We start from the raw sequence: 16,143 nt of genomic DNA, 5'->3' as shown, positions 1-16,143 counted from the left end.
GTCGTCGTCTCGCTCATCGCGCTGCGCATGGCGGCCACGGTACTCCGGCCGGCCGCCTCGCCGCAGCCCATTTCCGCCCGGCCACCAGCGCCGGACGGCGGGACCAAGCGCAGCACAGCGGCACTTGCCGCAGCGCCCGGGCCGCCTACCGCAGGGCAGCGGCACCTACCGCAGGCCGGCCCCGGCTCAGCGCAGTCGGGTGACGGTCACCTCGACGCCCTGCCCGGTGTTGGCCGGGCCGGCGTAGACGCCCTTGAGCGGCGGTACGTCGCCGTACTCCCGGCCCCGGCCGACCACCACGTGCCGCTCGCCGACCGGTACCCCGTTGGTCGGGTCGAAGGCCGTCCACCGGCCGACCCACCACTCCACCCAGGCGTGGCTCTGCCCCACCACGCCGTCCCCGATCGCGGCGTCGGGTGCCGGGTGCAGGTAGCCGGAGACGTACCGGGCCGGGATGCCGATGGTGCGCAGCAGCCCCACCACCAGGTGGCTGATGTCCTGGCAGACCCCCTTGCGCTGCCGCCAGGCCTGTACGGCGTCGGTCTGCACGCCGGTGGCGCCGGAGGTGTATGCGACCTCGTCCCTGACCTGCTCGCAGAGCGCCATCGCGGCGGCGTGCGGGGTCGGCTGGGCGGCCCGGACGGACTCGGCCAGCCCGGTCAGCTCCTCGTCCAGCGCGGTACGCGGGGTGGGCAGCAGCAGCTCGTACCAGCGGTCCGTGCTCTCCGCCCCGCGCAGGTCGGCCCAGCCCACCCCGTCGGTCGCCGCCAACTGGTCGCCCGGACCCTGTGTCTCCACGGTGGAGATGGCGGTGACCTGCAACGATTCGTGCGCGCTGTGCACGTCGAAGGCGGTCACCACGGTCCCCCAGTAGTCCTCGTACCGGTAGGTCCGGGCCGACGGCCACACCTCCACCCGCGCCTCCAGCACCGCCTGGCGGGCCTCGTTGCGCGGCGACATCCGCGCCTCGTTGTAGGAGGAGGCCACCGCACCGGCGTAGCTGAAGCCGGTCTGGTGCCGGATCTTCAACCGCCAACTGCCCACCGTCATCGCGTCCCCTTCCTCGCCCGCCGCACTACTCCGCCGTCGCACCCGGTCCCGGTCACGCCACCGCCTCCGGCAGCCAGGCCACCGCCGACGTCTGCCGGAAGTAGCGACGGGAGACCGCGTCGTTCACCTGTGAGCAGGTGCGTTCCAGCCCGGCCAGCACCGCGGCGAGGTCGCCGATCAGCTCGTCGGCGGCCCGGAACTCCAGGCCGGTCCGGGCCCGGCCGATGATCCGCTGCGCGTCGGTGGAGACCCCGGTCCGGCCGGGCCGGCCCGGGCCGCCGGTCGGTTCCAGCTCGCGCAGGCACGCCTCGGCCCGGGAGAGCGCGGCGAAGACCGAGCGCGGGAAGAGCCGGTCGAGCAGCAGGAACTCGGCGGCGTACCGGTCGTCGAGCGAGCCGCGGTAGGTGCGCAGGAACGTCTCCCAGGCGCCGCAGGAGCGCAGCAGGGTCAGCCAGGACGGGATGCTGCCGCCGGCGCGTACGTGGGTGGAGAGCAGCCGGGCGGTCATGTCGACCCGTTCGACGCTGCGGCCGAGTACCAGGAAGAGCCAGCCCTCGTCCCGGCTCATGGTGGCGTCGGTCAGCCCGGCCATCACCGCGCAGCGTTCCCGGACCCACCGGAAGAACGCGTGTACGCCCTGCTGCTCGGCCCGGCGCCGGACGGCCGGCAGGCCGTGCCAGGTCGAGTTGAGGCACTCCCACATGTCGGCCGAGATGGTCTCCCGGGCGCCTCGGGCGTTCTCCCGGGCCGCCGCCAGGGCACCGACCACGGAACTGGGGTTCTCCTCGTCGAGGCCGAGCACCCCGACCACCCGGTTGGCGGTGGCCGGCTGCTCCAGCGGCCCGACCCCCATCACGGTGAGCAGGGAGCGGCAGGCGGTCGCCTCGTCCACCCAGGGGTCGGCGAGCATCCGGTGCAGGTGCACGTCGAGGATCCGGGCGGTGTCCTCGGCCCGCTCGACGTACCGGCCGATCCAGTAGAGCGACTCGGCGATCCGGCTCAGCACCGCGACCGCTCCGACCCGCTGCCGTCCCGGGCGGACTGCTGCTGTTGCTGCTGCTGCACGCCGACCAGGCCGGCGTCCGGGCCCGGGTCCGGGCTGCGCGGCGCCGGCACCGATGCCGGCGGCGACCCGTCCGGGTCGGCCGGCTCGATTCCCGAGGTCTCGATTCCCGAGGTGAGGTCCACCGGGCTCAGCCCGGAGGCCGGCTCGGCGAGTATCCAGGTGTCCTTGGAGCCGCCGCCTTGGCTGGAGTTGACCACCAGAGCGCCCTCCGGCAGCGCCACCCGGGTCAGCCCGCCCGGCAGCACCGTGACCCGCTGCCCATCGTTCACCGCGAACGGCCGCAGGTCGACGTGCCGGGCCCGCAGCCGGTTGCCGACCAGGGTCGGCACCATGGAGAGCGCCACCTCGCGCTGGGCGATCCAGCCGCGCGGGTCGACGGCGATCCGGTGCCGCAGCTCGGCCAGTTCCTCGTCGGTCGCCTGCGAGCCAATCACGATGCCGGAGCCGCCGGAGCCGTCAACCGGCTTGAGCACGAGTTCGTCGAGCCGGCCGAGGACGTGCTCGCGCACCTCCGGGTCCTCCAGCCGGTACGTCTCCACGTTGGACAGGATCGGCTGCTCGGCCAGGTAGTAGCGGATCAGCTCCGGGACGTACGAGTAGAGCAGCTTGTCGTCCGCGACCCCGTTGCCGACCGCGTTGGCGATGGTGACCCGGCCGGCCCGGGCCGCGTTGAGCAGCCCGGCCACCCCGAGCACCGAGTCGGCCCGGAAGTGCACCGGGTCGAGGAACTCGTCGTCGATCCGCCGGTAGATGACGTCGACCCGCTGCTCGCCCGCGGTGGTCCGCATGGCGACCTCGTTACCCACGCAGACCAGGTCTCGACCCTCGACCAGCTCGACGCCCATCTCGCGGGCCAGCAGGGCGTGCTCGAAGTAGGCCGAGTTGTGCACGCCGGGGGTCAACACCACCACCGTGGGGTCGGTGATCCCGACCGGCGCCGCCGCGCGCAGCGCCCGCAACAACTGCCCCGGGTACGACTCGACCGGCTGGATCCGGGTCGCGGCGAAGACCTCGGGCAGTACGTGCGCCATCGCCCGGCGGTTCTCCATCACGTAGCTGACCCCGGACGGGACCCGGACGTTGTCCTCCAGCACCCGGAAGTCGCCCCGCTCGTCGCGGACCAGGTCGACTCCGGCGACGTGGATGCGTACCCCGTTGTGCGGGACGATCCCGGCCGCCTCCCGGTGGAAGTGCGCGCTGGTCACCACCACCCGGCGCGGCACCACCCCGTCGGCCAGCACCTGGCCGGCGCCGTAGATGTCGGCAAGGAACGCCTCCAGGGCCCGTACCCGCTGGGCGACTCCGGCCTCGACCACCCGCCACTCGCCGGCGGCGATGATCCGGGGCACGATGTCCAGCGGGAACGGCCGCTCGACGCCCTTGAGCGCAAAGGTGATCCCCTGGTCGAGGAAGGCCCGGGCGAGCACGTCGGCCCGGACCCGCAGCTCGACGCTGGACAGCGGTTGCAGGGTGGCATGCAGCGCCTCGTACGCGTCCCGAGGCATCCCGGGCGCGTCGAACATCTCGTCCCAGCCGGGCCCGAGGCGGTAGTCCTCGAACAAGTCCGCCATGACCTGACGTTACGCCGATCTCGTTGCGCCCGCGTAACACGGCGACGACGCATGATCGCCAATTCCCGATCGGACTCCAGGTCAGCAAGCCTTTCAGTTGCCTCGGCGAGTCCGCCGGCTGTCAAACTCGTCGATCTCTGTCACGGCTGACGGGGGCTGGCCGGTGCGGGCCCCCGGGATCTGTCGGCCTGACTCGCACGAGCCTGCGTACGCCCGTCCGCAGGCTGTCCCAGAGCACCCACAGCATCGCCAGGGCGAGCAACACGGCGATCATCGCGAAGGCGGCGGCCACCACCGTGGCGAGCGGGCGGGGTGGGCGCTCCTCCCGGGCGAGCGACCGCCCACCCCGGCTGTAGCCGAGATCACCGATGGTGACCGTGGTACCCACCTCGTCCACGCTGAAGAAGCCCCGCTTGCCGGGGGTTAGCACCTCACGGTCCCCGTCGCTCCAGACGACTTCGGCACGGCACTCGGCCCAGTAACCGAACCCGTGGCCGACCGGCCCGTACCGCTCACAGGAGCGCACGGTCGCCTGACCGGTCCGCTCGGCATCGTCGAAGTCGGTACCAGTGAACATCGCCGCTGTCATGCTCAGCTCGGCGAACAGGAAGATGGCCAGGAGCAGCGCCAGGTAGCCGGCGGCACGCGCAAATCTGCCATGCCTGGCCGGAGAACGGACCGGCGGCCGGGCAGGGCCGGGTTCGTTCTCCGCATACACTGCTGCCGGTTCCTCCGGCCTGTTTCGCTCCTGCTCTACCCGCTGCTGCTGTTCGACCCGGCGGCGAAGCGGCGACGACGTGATCACCTCCACCGAGGCGGTCACCCTGGCCCTGGCCGTGCCCGGCGCGCTCGGGGTGTACGTGGTCCCGAACCGGCAGGACACCGACGCCTGACCTCCGTTCCGTACGTTGCGGGCCCGACCTCATTCCCGAGGTCGGGGCCCGCTTCTTGCTGGTCGGTGCCTTCCGATCCGGCCTGCCCCACCTGCATCGGGCTGTGGCCGGCGGCCGGAGGGTGGCTACGACGACACCAGCAGCCTGCCCGACCGTTGCCGCGACCGGGTACCACGGTGGCTGCCGAGCTGTGGATATCTGGGGCGCCTGTGGACGGCCGCCTGATCGTGCCGTGGGTGTGGTGGGGCAGCCCCGTCTACGCCAGGTTGCGCACGGCGCCGACCAGCTCGCTCAACCGTGCGTACCGGCGACCTTCCGCAGCCATGTCACCGCTGACGGATTCCGCGAGCGGCGTCTCGACGGCGGTTGCGCCCTGGACGAACAGGCCCTGCGGGGAGATGGTGAGGAAGTACTGCCGTTCCTCGGGCGTGACCGGGATCGGCGCGCCCCCCGGCCGAGGGTCACCCTTACGCCGAATGGCCCACAGCCCCTGTGACCCCGACAACCGCGACTTCAGCGAGTCGACTCGCTCGTCGGTGGCGCGTCCCATGAACTCAATGATTAGTTGATCGGCAAATTCCGCCGGCAGCCGACCATGTACGACGTCGTGGACGTTGAGTACCACGCCGATCATCTGAAAGACGTCCTCCGGATGCTCACCCCGGAATATGCGAGTTATCTTCACGTCAGCAACCTCGGCCACCACGACGGCCCCCGACGCTTGGACGCCCTCGGAAACGCTTTTGTAGTACGACGCCGGGAGCGCTGCCTCCCCGAGCGCGAAAGTCTTGAGGGCGGCGACGGCGTCAGGGCGGTGTACATCCAGGCTGGCCGTGACAGGCGTCGTCGTCGCTACGGCTCCGGCCGGCGTGCTTTGCGGACCCGACTGCCTTGCGCATGCCGCAGTGGTAATTGTGAGCAGCGCAGCGCACACGGCTCCTATCGCGAGCCGGATAATCCGTGACTGGTTCATCTTTCGTGTGCCCTCTCAGTATTGACTGTTGATGTGGCCAAGGTCGTGCGCGTCCAGCCCGGTCGTGGTCGCCGCAGTCGGGTAGGTGTACATGCAGGTCGCGGTCGACGCCGAGTGTCGTAGGCCGACCGTGTGTCCCAGCTCGTGGCAGGTGATCCGCCGACGCTCGGCCTCGGTGTCAAAGTCGGCCGCGTATGTGGAGTTGAGGCGCAGGATCTGACCCCGGCACCAGCGAGCAGCTCCGCTGCCGCCTGTTCCGGTGTTGTCCGTCGGGCACTCCACCCATCCGAGGATTTCGTTTGGCCCGTATGGCTCATCCCATACTCTGACGTCCGGTAGAGGATCGGCGTTGTCCTCGTAGACCACCATGCCTGTCGGGTTGTAGACATTGTTCACCGACCACCACAGCGACGGACCGATTCCGGCAATGTCCTGGTCACCCTCCCACCTGACGACGTGGTACGCGTTGTTGCCCAAGCTGACACAGTTTCGCGGATCGCCTCCGCAGGTGGTCGCACCGAAGTTCGTCGCCTGAGCCGGCGACACGATCTGTAGGAGGACGGCCACCATTACCGCAGCCATGACACCGGCTGTCGCCGTTCGTCTTGCGGCCCTCGACGCAGCCTGATAACCCGATGGATTACGCACTCGGCACTCCGTTCAGAGAGGGGAAGTATGTTCGCGAACCTTGTCGCCTAAAGTGATCTCAGTCCATGCCGGTGATCCGGCGCAGGTCCTCATCCGTCGGGACCGCCGTCGGCCGCCGCGCCTGGACCGACGGCGGCAGGTAGTCGTCCCGGACCACTCCAACCACGTCGCCGCCAGCGCCATCCGCCCGCAGTCCGGCAGGCCGCACGGCCGGCAGCCGTCGACCCCGCGCGGCCAGTGCGCCGTCATCACCTGCCGCGCCACCACCGTGACGAGCCGGCGGCGGGCGGCCGGCACGACCCGGTCGGTGATGACGACCCACAGCGCCCACTCGGCGGTCGGGCACCAGGTGCCCCGGCAGCCGCCGCACTCGCGTCCCTCGGCGTGGTTGGTGATGGTCGCCCACGCCCAGTCGATGGCCAGGCCCGGCGCCGACTCGGGCACGCTCACCGGATCCGGTCCAGGGCCGCGCGTACGTCCCGGGCCGTCACGGCCGCCGGCAGCGTCCCGCCGAGCAGCACCCGTACCGCGTGCTCCCGGCGGTGGACCTCGGCCGCCCACGACCAGAGCGGGCAGCCATCCGGCCCGCACCGGCCACACTCCCGCAGCGCGTGCGCGCCGAGCACGAGGCGCGCGAACGCGCACTCGACCGGCACCGGCCACTCCATGGTCAGCCAGCGCCGCACCATCCGGATCACACCAGCCTCCCGAGGCCGTGCCTGATTCCGCCGGTGCTCTCCGCCCGGTCGACGCGGCGGCGAACCGCGCCGAGCAGCCGCATGCATCCGCCCCGGGGCGCGCACTCGGTGCACCGGCCACCGCCCCGGTGCTGGCGTTCGATCTGGAGGTCGGCCCGCAACCGGGCCATGACCTTGTCCACGTCGCACCCTTCCCGTCGGGTCGTGGCGCCCCGGAAACCAGTCGCGGAGCGCCACTCTCAACCTGAGCCGGCGCCATCCCGGGATGCTCGGGTTGGGACACAGGAAGGCCGGGCCGGCCGGGCGGACGTGACTCGGGTGCCGGTTGCCGCGGGGTTGTCACGCCGTGCCCTGGACCGATGCTCCGCCTTGCCTAGGTTGACTGTCAAGCAATTGCGCGCAATTGTTGGATTCAGATGACGGCGCCGTGCAATCATTGGCACATTGTCCCGGTCCCGATGTGGCAATTGCGGGCACGTGCGCGAGGTGGAAGCATCGGTGTCGCCCTGCACGAGAGTGACCGCGAGGAGGATCACGATGCGCGAGTTGGAGTTCATGTGGAAGGACCCCGGGTCAGGGGGTGGCGGATGCCCGGCGCTGTACCGCACCGACGGCGGCTACGTAGTTCAGGGGATCAAACTCGATGACGCCACCCGCGCCCAGCTCCGCAACCTCGCCGAAAACGAGGATGGCGTGTTCGTGCCTGCGGCCGTCCTCGATCGGCTCCGGAAGCTGGACTGAGCATGCCCACCCTGCTCACTGATGTCGAGTTCGCCGAGCACCTGCGGACCTTCACACGTACCGCCCGCAGGTTGGAGCTACAGCCGGTCTACCTTGAGCCGGAGGAGGAGGCGACGGTGGCAAAGTTCGTCGCCGGGCAGCCCGAACCTCCAACCGAGGTGCCAGGGCTGCGCTCGTGGTTCGAGCAGATCGCCGAGCTGACTGTGGCCGGCAAGCACGTCGAGCGGGTGCGTGTCCATGAGGACCTGCCCACCGACTACCAGCGGTGGGAGCGGTGGGCCGGCCAGTGGAACACAGCGGCCGGTGAGACGATCCGGTACATGACTCGGACTCAGGCGCACGCCATCGGCCTGCTTCCAGCCGCCGGGGACGTCGACTGGTGGCTTCTGGACTCCGAACTGCTGATCATGATGATGTTCGACGGTGACGGCCATCGGACCCGCAACGAGTTGGTTGCCGATCCTCTGATCGTGGCGCAGGCGCAGGCATGGTGGGATCTGGCGGTTCGGCACAGCACCCCGGACCCAGCCCCTAGCGCCGCTGCTTGAGGAGCCAGGTGAACCCGATCGAAGAGTGGCTGGCCCAGCCTGACGGACTGGCGGCCCGCCTGCGTTCCCTGCGTACGCGGGCGGGCCTGTCCGGCAAGGATCTGGCGGAGCGTGCCGGGTGGCAGCCGTCGAAGGTGTCCCGCATCGAGAACGGCAAGCAGATGCCGACGGCGGTGGACCTCGCTGCCTGGGCTTCGGCCTGCAACGCCGAGGCCGAAGCGGATGACCTCATCCGCCTGCTCGGCGAAGCGCAAACCGCCCGCCACGACTGGAAGCGTCGGATGCGGCGCGGTCAGGTCGCCGTGCAGGCCAGCTACAACGAACTCGTCCGGAACGCCCGGCTGGTCAGGCACTTCGAGACCGTCTACATGCCAGGGCTGCTCCAGACCGCCGAGTACGCCCGTCGCGTGCTCAGCGAGATGGTCGACCTGCACGATCTCACCGTCGCCGACGTCGATGAGGCCGTGGCCGCCAGGATGCAGCGCCAGGCATATCTGTACGACACCACGAAGCAGTTCGAGTTCCTGCTGGCCGAGCCCGTGCTTCGGTGGTTGCTCTGCCCGCCGGACGTCATGCGCGGACAGCTCGACCGGCTTCAAACGATCGTCGGGTTGCCCAACATCCGGTTCGGCATCGTCCCGATGGGTGTGCCGCTAACCACCGCACCCCAGCATGCCGTCCAGCTGTATGACGACCTGGCGATCGTCGACACCTTCCTCGGTGAGATCACCTATCGCGGCGATGACGCCGACGCGCACGCCAGGGTGGTTGATCGGCTGTGGGAGCAGGCGGCGGTCGGCGAGGACGCGCGCCGCCTGATCGTCCGGGCAGCCAGCGACATCACCCACGGCACGTAGGTCTCGGTCGCGATGGAGCCCTACGGCACGTAAGCGCGACCACCGGCCCGGATCGACAGAGACCCGGGCCGGAATCTGGCCGGTCAGGTGCTGCGGTTGACCTCGGCCACGAAGAAGTTCGTAGCTTCTGCTCGGTGCCTTGATCACCGGTGGCGGGCTCGCCGATTAGGAGGGCCGCCGGCGCGGGACCCGCCGGCGGCCCGGTGGCGAACCGCTTCGACCACCGGGAACGGGGGACCCGACGGGATACGGCTCGCGCGCCGACAACGGTACGCCGCCGGCCGCGCCACCACCGCCCCGCGAAGCTATCCGTACCACCCGCCCGGAGCCCCCCCGAAGAGCCGCCGGAGCCGCTACTCCAGCCCGTGCAGCATCAACTGCCGCGCCGCCTCGGTGATCGAACCGGACAGCGAGGGATAGATGGTGAAGGTCATCGCCAACTGGTCGACGGTGAGATTATTCTCCACCGCCATCGTGATCGGCAGGATCAGCTCGCTGGCCTTCGGCGCCACCACGACACCGCCGACCACCTGCCCGCTGGCCGGCCGGCAAAACAGCTTGATGAACCCGTCCCGCACGTCGGCCATCTTGGCCCGGGCGTTGCCGGCCAGCGGCAGCATCACCTGGCGGGCCGGTACCCGCCCGGAGTCCACCTCGTTCTGCGACACCCCGACCGTGGCCAGCTCGGGATCGGTGAAGACGTTGGCGGCGACGGTACGCAGCCGCAGCGGCGAGACCGCCTCGCCCAGCGCGTGCCACATTGCGATCCGGCCCTGCATGGCGGCGACGCTGGCCAGCGGGAGTACCCCGGTGCAGTCACCGGCGGCGTAGATGCCGGGCACGTTGGTCCGGGAGACCCGGTCGGTGCTGACGTAGCCGCCCGGTGCCACCGTCACGCCGTACTCGGTCAGGCCGAGGTCGGCGGTGTTGGGGATCGAGCCGACCGCCATCAGCGCGTGCGAGCCGGACACCACCCTGCCGTCGGCGAGTTCGACCTCCACCCCGTCGCCGGAGCGGCGGACCGCGTTCGCCCGGCTGTTGTTGAGGATCTCCATCCCCCGGGCCCGGAAGACCTGCTCGATCGCCATCGCGGCATCGGGGTCCTCGTGCGGCATCACCCGGTCGCGGCTGGAGACCAGGGTCACCTGCACCCCCATCGCCAGGTAGGCACTGGCGAACTCGGCGCCGGTGACGCCGGAGCCGATCACGATCAGCCGCTCCGGCAGCTCGGTCAGGTCGTAGACCTGGCGCCAATCCAGGATCCGCTCGCCGTCCGGGACCGCGGTGGGCAGCACCCTCGGGGTGGCGCCGGTGGCGATCAGCACGGTCGAGGCGTCCATCGAGTACGTGGAGTCACCGTCCGACGGGGTCACCAGCACCCGGTGGGTGTGACCGAGCGTGTCCTCGCCGAGCCGGGCCCGACCGGAGACGAAGGTCACGCCGGCCTTGATCAGCTTTGCCTGGATGTCGGCGGACTGGGCGAGTGCGAGCCGCTTGACCCGGCCGTGGACGGTCGACGCGTCGACGGTGATCGCGTCCAGCCCGTCCGAGTGCACCCCGAACTCCTCGGTGTCCCGATATCCGGTCACCACTTCGGAACTGGCGATGAAGGTCTTCGACGGTACGCAGTCGTGCAGCACGCACGCCCCGCCCGCCCCGTCGGCCTCGACCACCGTCACGTCGGCGTCCAACTGGGCGGCGACCAGCGCCGCCTCGTAGCCGGCCGGCCCCCCGCCGATGATCACAATCCGGCTCACAGTGCTCGCCCTCCGTCGATGCTTCCAGTGACAATCTTGTGCAGAACCCGTCCGACACGCACGGTCGTATTCTCCCCCACCCCTCCACCGGGCTATCGTCATCGCCGTGCGTCATTACGCCGCGTACGGCTCAAACCTCGATCCCGCCCGGATGCGTGCCTACTGCCCGCACTCACCGATGGTGGGCACCGGCTGGCTGGAAGGCTGGCGGCTCACCTTCGCCGGTGAGGGGGTGATCGGCTGGGAGGGCGCCGTCACCACCATCGTCGAGTCGCCCGGCGATCGGGTCTTCGTCGCACTCTACGACGTGCACTCCTGGGACGCCGCCCAACTCGACGAGGTCGAGGGGGTGGCCTCCGGCACGTACCGGAAGCTGCACGTCCGGGTGGTCACCCTGGACGGCGAGATCACCGCCTGGGTCTACGTCTTCGCCGGCTACGAGGGCGGGCTGCCCACCGCGTGGTACCTGTCGGAGATCGCCAACGCGGCGGAGAAGGCCGGTGCGCCCGACGACTACGTGGCCGAGCTGCGCTCCCGGCCGACCGGCACCGCCTCGGCCTGACCCGGTCGCCTCCGCTACCCGGCGAAGCCGTCTGCGCTACCCGGGGCGTGGGCAGGGGATCTCCACCGTCACCAGCGTCGGGCCGCCGACCGGGCTGCGCACGGTGAGTATCCCGTCGAACGCGCCCAGCCGACGCCGCACGCCGCGCAGCCCGGTGCCCCGGGCCGGATCGGCGCCGCCCCGACCGTCGTCGACGACCGTGATCCGCAGCACCGTACCGGTGTGCGCGATGTCGATCTCCACCATGCTCGCACCGCCATGCCGGCTGGCGTTGGCCAGCGCCTCCAGCACGCAGAAGTACGCCGCCGACTCCACCGGCGCGTCGAGCCGGCCCGGCAGTTCCCCGGTCACCCGTACCGGGACCGGGCTGTCCAGCGCCACGGCCCGGAGCGCGTCCGGCAGACCCCGCTCGGCGAGTACCGGCGGATGGATGCCCCGGACCAGGTCCCGCAGTTCGGTCAGCGCGGTCGCCGAGGCGTACCGGGCCTGGGCCACCATCGCCTGCGCGGCGGACGGATCCTCCTCGATCAGCCGCTCCACCCCGGCCAGGCTGAGCCCGACCGCGATCAGCCGGGCCTGCGCCCCGTCGTGCAGGTCCCGTTCGATCCGGCGCAGTTCGGCCGCCTGCGTGTCGACGGCGTCGGCCCGGGTCTCGGTCAGTCGCCGTACCCGCAGCGCCAGCTCGGCCGACCGGGTCGGGGCGAGCAGCAGCCGGTCGTACCGCAGGCGCAGCCGGAGCAGGGCCGGGGCGAGCAGCACACCAAGGCCGGCCATCGCCAGGCCGAGCAGCACGCTGGTCCAGCCGGGAATTCCGCCGAGGTCCGGCGAGAGGTACGTCACGCCGTACCAGAGGTACCACGGCGTGACCCACTCCCCGCTGAACAGTCCCAGCGGCACGGCCCAGGGCGCCCACCAGATCGGCTGCCCGACCAGCCCGAACAACCCCAGCGAGATCAGCGCGGCGGGGACCAGTCCGAGCGCCCCGAGCAGCGGGTTGGTGGCCATCCAGAGCTGGTCCCGCCAGAACGCCGGATCGGTGAAGGTCCACTCCCACGCCTGGGCGCGGATCGCCGACGACCGGTCGGCGTGCAGGGTACGGCCGACCCGGTAGCGGCCGTCCTCCTCGGGCCGGGGCAGCGTGGGAAAGGGCCGGTACGGCTCCGGAATCGTGACCCCGGCCCAGGTGTGGACGTACCGGCGGTAGCGGGTCACCAGCGTTCGGGTCAGCTTGGACACCTGCGGCGACAGGGCGGTCCAGGCGCCCAGCAAGGTCACCAGGTTCAGCAGGAAGCCGCCGAACGCCGCGGCCCCGAGACCGACCAGCCCGGCACCGTGCCAGGCAGCGGACGACCGCCGCGTCGTCCAGCCGGCCAGCCTCGACCGGTGCCACCAGGACCGCTCCGCCGGCTGGAGCAGCAACCGGCTCCACAGGGCGTGCAGCCGCAGCGTCAGCGGCGCGACGGCGAAACCGAGCGCGACCAGCGCCAGCCCGACCGGCAGCGCCAGCGCCAGCGGCGGCGAGCCGACGACCGGGGCCGTGCCGCCGGTCAGCCCGAGCGCGCCGAGCCCGACCCCGGCACCGGCCAGCACCGGCGGGACCAGCGTGCCGAGACCGCCGGCGAAGGGCGTGAGGTGCAGCCAGACCCACTCGCGGAGCAGCGCCGGGTCCTCGCCGCGCCAGGTGATCTCCATCAGGTACGCCGGCAGCCGGGGCGAGCGGTAGAGCTCGTTCTCGTAGACGTACCAGCCGTCTGCCCTGCGCCGCGGCACCGGCGGTCCCGGACGCTGCTCGACCGGAATCGGCACGCCGCCCCAGCGCCCGGCCAGCCGCCGGCCCAGATCGGCCAGCCGCTTGCCGGCCCGGGCCGCCGGCAGGTACGGCACGACCAGGGTGGCCGCCGCCACCAGCAGTACGGACATCCCCAGGCCGAGCAGACCCAGCCCGGCCTGGGCGAGGTTACGGACGAACGCGAGACCGTACCGGCGCGACATGCGTCAAGTCTGGCCGCCCGGCGCCTCGGGCGGACTGCTGCCAGGCGCCCGGCCGGGGTGTAGTTACCTGCACCCCGGCCGGGCGGGTGGACGCATTCCGGGTAACGGCCGGGATTCCTAGCGTTTTTGGCATGACAGTCATCGAGATCGGCAACCTGCACAAGCGGTACGGCGACCAGGTCGCGGTCCGCGACGTCTCCTTCGAGGTATCGGCCGGAGAGATCTTCGGGATCGTCGGCCCCAACGGCTCCGGCAAGACCACCACCGTCGAGTGCCTGACCGGGCTGCGCCGGGCCGACGGCGGAACGATCCGGGTACTCGGGCTGGATCCGGCCCGGGACCGCGCCGCGCTGCGCCGCCAGGTCGGCATCCAGCTCCAGGAGAGCCACCTGCCGGACCGGCTGAAGGTCTGGGAGGCGCTTGACCTGTACAGCTCGTTCTACGCCGAGCCGGCCGACTGGCGGGCGCTGATGGACGAGCTGGGGCTGGCGGCGAAGCGGAACACGGTGTTCGGCAAGCTCTCCGGCGGGCAGAAGCAGCGGCTCTCCGTCGCGCTCGCCCTGGTCGGCAACCCCCGGATCGCGGTACTCGACGAGCTGACCACCGGGCTGGACCCGCAGGCCCGCCGGGACACCTGGCAGCTCGTCCGGGAGGTCCGGGACCGGGGTGTGACCGTCGTCCTGGTCACCCACTTCATGGACGAGGCCGAGCGGCTCTGCGACCGGCTGGCCGTGATCCGGGCCGGTGAGGTGGTCGCGATCGACACCCCGGCTGAGCTGGTGGCCCGGGCCGACGTGCCCGGCGTCGAGCGCCCCACCCTGGAGGACGCCGTCCTCGCCCTGACCGGTTCGACCGCCAGCAGCCCGAACTGACCCGGCCCTCCTACCCGCCCGAACCGAAGGATCGAGGAACCCTGATGAATGCCTCCGCCCGTCCCGAACCCGTCCCGTCCGGCGCCACCGGCCGGGGGCGCCGAGGCCGTACCGCCGGCCGGAGCACCGGCAAGCTGGTCGTCACCGAGGCGAAGCTCTTCGTCCGGGACCCGCTGGGCTCCTTCTTCGCGGTGATCTTCCCCGCCGCCCTGGTCCTGATCCTCGGCAGCGCCATGCCGGGATTCAACGAGCCGAACGCGGACATCGGCGGACGGAAGCCGATCGAGTTCTACCTGCCGATCACCCTGGCCCTGGCGATCGGCACCGTCGCCCTGGTCAACCTGCTGAACACGCTCGCCGCCGACCGGGAGAAGGGTGTACTGCGCCGGCTCTCCACCACGCCGGTCTCGCCGATCCGGCTGCTGGTGGCACAGTTGGCGGTCAACGTGGCCGCGCTGCTCGCCGGCTCCGTGCTGGCGCTGCTCGCCGGTCGGCTGGTCTTCGGGATCGAGGCCCGGCCGAACGTACCCGGACTGCTCACCGCCTTCGTGCTCGGCTCGGCCTCGATGGTGACGCTGGCCCTGCTGGTCGCCGCCTTCACTCCGACGAGCCGGGCCGCGACGGGCATCGGCAGCCTGATCTACTACCCGATGCTCTTCGCGGCCGGAGTCTGGACCCCGGGCCCGCTGATGCCGGAGGCGGTACGCCGGGTCGCCGACGTGACCCCGCTGGGCGCCGCCTCCCAGGCACTCCAGGACACCTGGACCGGCGACTCGCCGCAGCCACTGCACCTGGCGGTGCTGGTCGGCTCCACCGCGCTCTTCGGCGCGCTGGCCGCGAAGCTGTTCCGCTGGTCCTGACCCCACGGGCCACCACCGCCCGCGGACGGGGGTGCGGACCGGCGCCGTGGTTCCGTCGAGGGTGGGCGGAACCACGGCGATCGCGTGCACTCGGCCCGACGGGACCAGTTGGCCGGGGAGGGTGTGGTCAGTCCAGGTTGGGCGGCGACATCCGCACCCCGGTCAGCGCGGCGCCGAGCAGGCTGACCAACTCCACCCGCTCCGCCGGGTCGAGCACCCCGTACGCCTGGGCCACGATCCGGTCGGTCACCGACTCGGCCCAGAGCCGCCGCCGGACCAGCGGCCCGACCGGCGGGTACGGCGGCGACCAGCCGTACGTCACCGCGCCGGACTCGCCCTCCGGACCGGCGAGGATGACCTCCATCGCCGTCATACCAGCCGCGCGTACCGCCATCAGGCTGGCGCCGGAGTAGTACTCGAAGAGCAGGTGCAGCAGCACCGCCGCCCGGGCGGCCGGGGCGGCGTCCGCCGGCACCGGCATGCCCCGCCAGGCCGCGAAGAGCGGCATCCCGGTGGCGTCGGCCGCCACCACGACCGGCTCGACCAACTCGATCAGCCGGGCCAGCGGCGGGAAGCCGGCCAGGTAGTCGATCCCCCAGCGGCAGCACTCGGCCCGGCTGACCTCGGCCACCGCGCTCGGGGTGGCCACCCGGACGGCGGTCTCCCAGCCGTCGGCGACCGCGTCCGGCGAGAGGATGCCGATCGCGGCGGCCACGGTCTCGGTCCGTACGTCACCGAGGACCGCACCGCGACCGGTCACCAGGAATGCCCAGCCGGAGATGCCCATCTGGCGCGCCCGGCGCAGCGTGCGGGGACACTCGATGAAGGCGCTGCCCAACTTCAGCACGGTCGGCCTGGCCGCGCCGGCGGCCTGCTCGGGGGTCAACGACACTGCCTTCCGGTCTGAGTTCCGGGTTGTGCCCGCGTCACCCGGTTGAGTCTGCCTCGCGGACCGGGATTTCGGCAGCCCCGACCGCCAGCCGCGCCGGAACGACTCGCCGGGCGCCTCCCGGCCCGACCGAGCCGGCACGCCCTACCGGCCAGGCACGACCTTC

General features: G+C 71.6%; 17 protein-coding genes and 1 pseudogene. 6 read left to right on the top strand and 12 right to left on the bottom strand.

Translation table 11 applies throughout. From position 1 onward, the window contains the following. Positions 1–186: 186 nt before the first annotated feature. The 9 genes from ACSMXO_RS04690 to ACSMXO_RS04650 form a co-directional block, all read right to left on the bottom strand. A complete protein-coding gene (locus tag ACSMXO_RS04690) occupies positions 187–1,050 on the bottom strand; it encodes a transglutaminase family protein (protein ID WP_346260347.1) in 864 nt (287 codons plus the stop codon). Positions 1,051–1,102: 52 nt separating this feature from the next. Next, on the bottom strand, positions 1,103–2,056 hold the full coding sequence (locus tag ACSMXO_RS04685; RefSeq protein ID WP_455416816.1) for an alpha-E domain-containing protein: 954 nt from the start codon (positions 2,054–2,056) through the stop codon (positions 1,103–1,105). Further along, complete coding sequence (locus tag ACSMXO_RS04680) at positions 2,050–3,687, bottom strand: circularly permuted type 2 ATP-grasp protein (RefSeq protein WP_455416815.1); 1,638 nt, start codon at positions 3,685–3,687, stop codon at positions 2,050–2,052. The genes ACSMXO_RS04685 and ACSMXO_RS04680 overlap by 7 nt, the downstream gene beginning before the upstream one ends. 121 nt (positions 3,688–3,808) lie before the next feature. Then, a complete protein-coding gene (locus tag ACSMXO_RS04675) occupies positions 3,809–4,405 on the bottom strand; it encodes a DUF6346 domain-containing protein (RefSeq protein WP_346260344.1) in 597 nt (198 codons plus the stop codon). A 431-nt stretch (positions 4,406–4,836) separates the two neighbouring features. After that, positions 4,837–5,265, bottom strand: coding sequence for a hypothetical protein (locus ACSMXO_RS04670; RefSeq protein WP_455416814.1), 429 nt, complete (start codon positions 5,263–5,265; stop codon positions 4,837–4,839). Positions 5,266–5,568: 303 nt separating this feature from the next. Beyond that, the gene (locus ACSMXO_RS04665; protein WP_455416813.1) at positions 5,569–6,201 is read right to left on the bottom strand and encodes a matrixin family metalloprotease; all 633 of its coding nucleotides are present in this window, start codon (positions 6,199–6,201) and stop codon (positions 5,569–5,571) included. Between the two features lie 58 nt (positions 6,202–6,259). After that, positions 6,260–6,409 carry a hypothetical protein gene (locus ACSMXO_RS04660; RefSeq protein WP_455416812.1) on the bottom strand — a complete coding sequence of 50 codons (150 nt, stop codon included), beginning with the start codon at positions 6,407–6,409 and terminating at the stop codon, positions 6,260–6,262. 238 nt (positions 6,410–6,647) lie between these two features. Then, positions 6,648–6,899 carry a hypothetical protein gene (locus ACSMXO_RS04655; protein ID WP_455416811.1) on the bottom strand — a complete coding sequence of 84 codons (252 nt, stop codon included), beginning with the start codon at positions 6,897–6,899 and terminating at the stop codon, positions 6,648–6,650. Continuing rightward, positions 6,896–7,081, bottom strand: coding sequence for a hypothetical protein (locus ACSMXO_RS04650; protein ID WP_455416810.1), 186 nt, complete (start codon positions 7,079–7,081; stop codon positions 6,896–6,898). The genes ACSMXO_RS04655 and ACSMXO_RS04650 overlap by 4 nt, the downstream gene beginning before the upstream one ends. A 355-nt stretch (positions 7,082–7,436) precedes the next feature. Here ACSMXO_RS04650 and ACSMXO_RS04645 point away from each other — a divergent pair, with 355 nt between their 5' ends. Genes ACSMXO_RS04645 through ACSMXO_RS04635 form a run of 3 tightly spaced genes read left to right on the top strand, consistent with a single transcriptional unit; the run spans position 7,437 to position 9,045 of the window. Beyond that, entirely contained in the window at positions 7,437–7,640 is a 204-nt protein-coding gene (locus tag ACSMXO_RS04645) for a lipid A biosynthesis lauroyl acyltransferase (protein ID WP_455416809.1), read from the top strand. A gap of 2 nt (positions 7,641–7,642) precedes the next feature. Then, entirely contained in the window at positions 7,643–8,188 is a 546-nt protein-coding gene (locus tag ACSMXO_RS04640; RefSeq protein WP_455416808.1) for a DUF6879 family protein, read from the top strand. Between the two features lie 8 nt (positions 8,189–8,196). Continuing rightward, a complete protein-coding gene (locus ACSMXO_RS04635; protein ID WP_455416807.1) occupies positions 8,197–9,045 on the top strand; it encodes a helix-turn-helix domain-containing protein in 849 nt (282 codons plus the stop codon). Positions 9,046–9,398: 353 nt separating this feature from the next. Here the strand turns inward: ACSMXO_RS04635 and ACSMXO_RS04630 are convergent, their stop codons facing one another. Beyond that, on the bottom strand, positions 9,399–10,802 hold the full coding sequence (locus ACSMXO_RS04630) for an NAD(P)H-quinone dehydrogenase (RefSeq protein ID WP_346260341.1): 1,404 nt from the start codon (positions 10,800–10,802) through the stop codon (positions 9,399–9,401). A 106-nt stretch (positions 10,803–10,908) separates the two neighbouring features. Here ACSMXO_RS04630 and ACSMXO_RS04625 point away from each other — a divergent pair, with 106 nt between their 5' ends. Then, a complete protein-coding gene (locus ACSMXO_RS04625; protein ID WP_101369614.1) occupies positions 10,909–11,364 on the top strand; it encodes a gamma-glutamylcyclotransferase in 456 nt (151 codons plus the stop codon). A 36-nt stretch (positions 11,365–11,400) separates the two neighbouring features. On the opposite strand, the gene ACSMXO_RS04620 is transcribed toward ACSMXO_RS04625, so the two are convergent. Next, on the bottom strand, positions 11,401–13,356 hold the full coding sequence (locus tag ACSMXO_RS04620; protein WP_455416806.1) for a sensor histidine kinase: 1,956 nt from the start codon (positions 13,354–13,356) through the stop codon (positions 11,401–11,403). A gap of 131 nt (positions 13,357–13,487) precedes the next feature. On the opposite strand from ACSMXO_RS04620, the pseudogene ACSMXO_RS04615 reads away from it, so the two are divergent. Further along, a pseudogene (locus ACSMXO_RS04615) lies at positions 13,488–14,144 on the top strand (ABC transporter ATP-binding protein); the annotation flags it as partial. A 128-nt stretch (positions 14,145–14,272) separates the two neighbouring features. After that, the gene (locus ACSMXO_RS04610; RefSeq protein ID WP_455416805.1) at positions 14,273–15,088 is read left to right on the top strand and encodes an ABC transporter permease; all 816 of its coding nucleotides are present in this window, start codon (positions 14,273–14,275) and stop codon (positions 15,086–15,088) included. Between the two features lie 127 nt (positions 15,089–15,215). Here ACSMXO_RS04610 and ACSMXO_RS04605 read toward each other — a convergent pair whose 3' ends face one another. Then, positions 15,216–15,974: an SCO6745 family protein gene (locus ACSMXO_RS04605; RefSeq protein WP_346260338.1), complete on the bottom strand. Its 759-nt coding sequence runs from the start codon at positions 15,972–15,974 to the stop codon at positions 15,216–15,218. Positions 15,975–16,143 lie beyond the last annotated feature (169 nt).

The organism is Plantactinospora sp. DSM 117369 (assembly GCF_053764795.1).
Note: the sequence above shows the minus strand (reverse complement) of the source record. Positions and strands in the feature narration are given on the sequence as shown.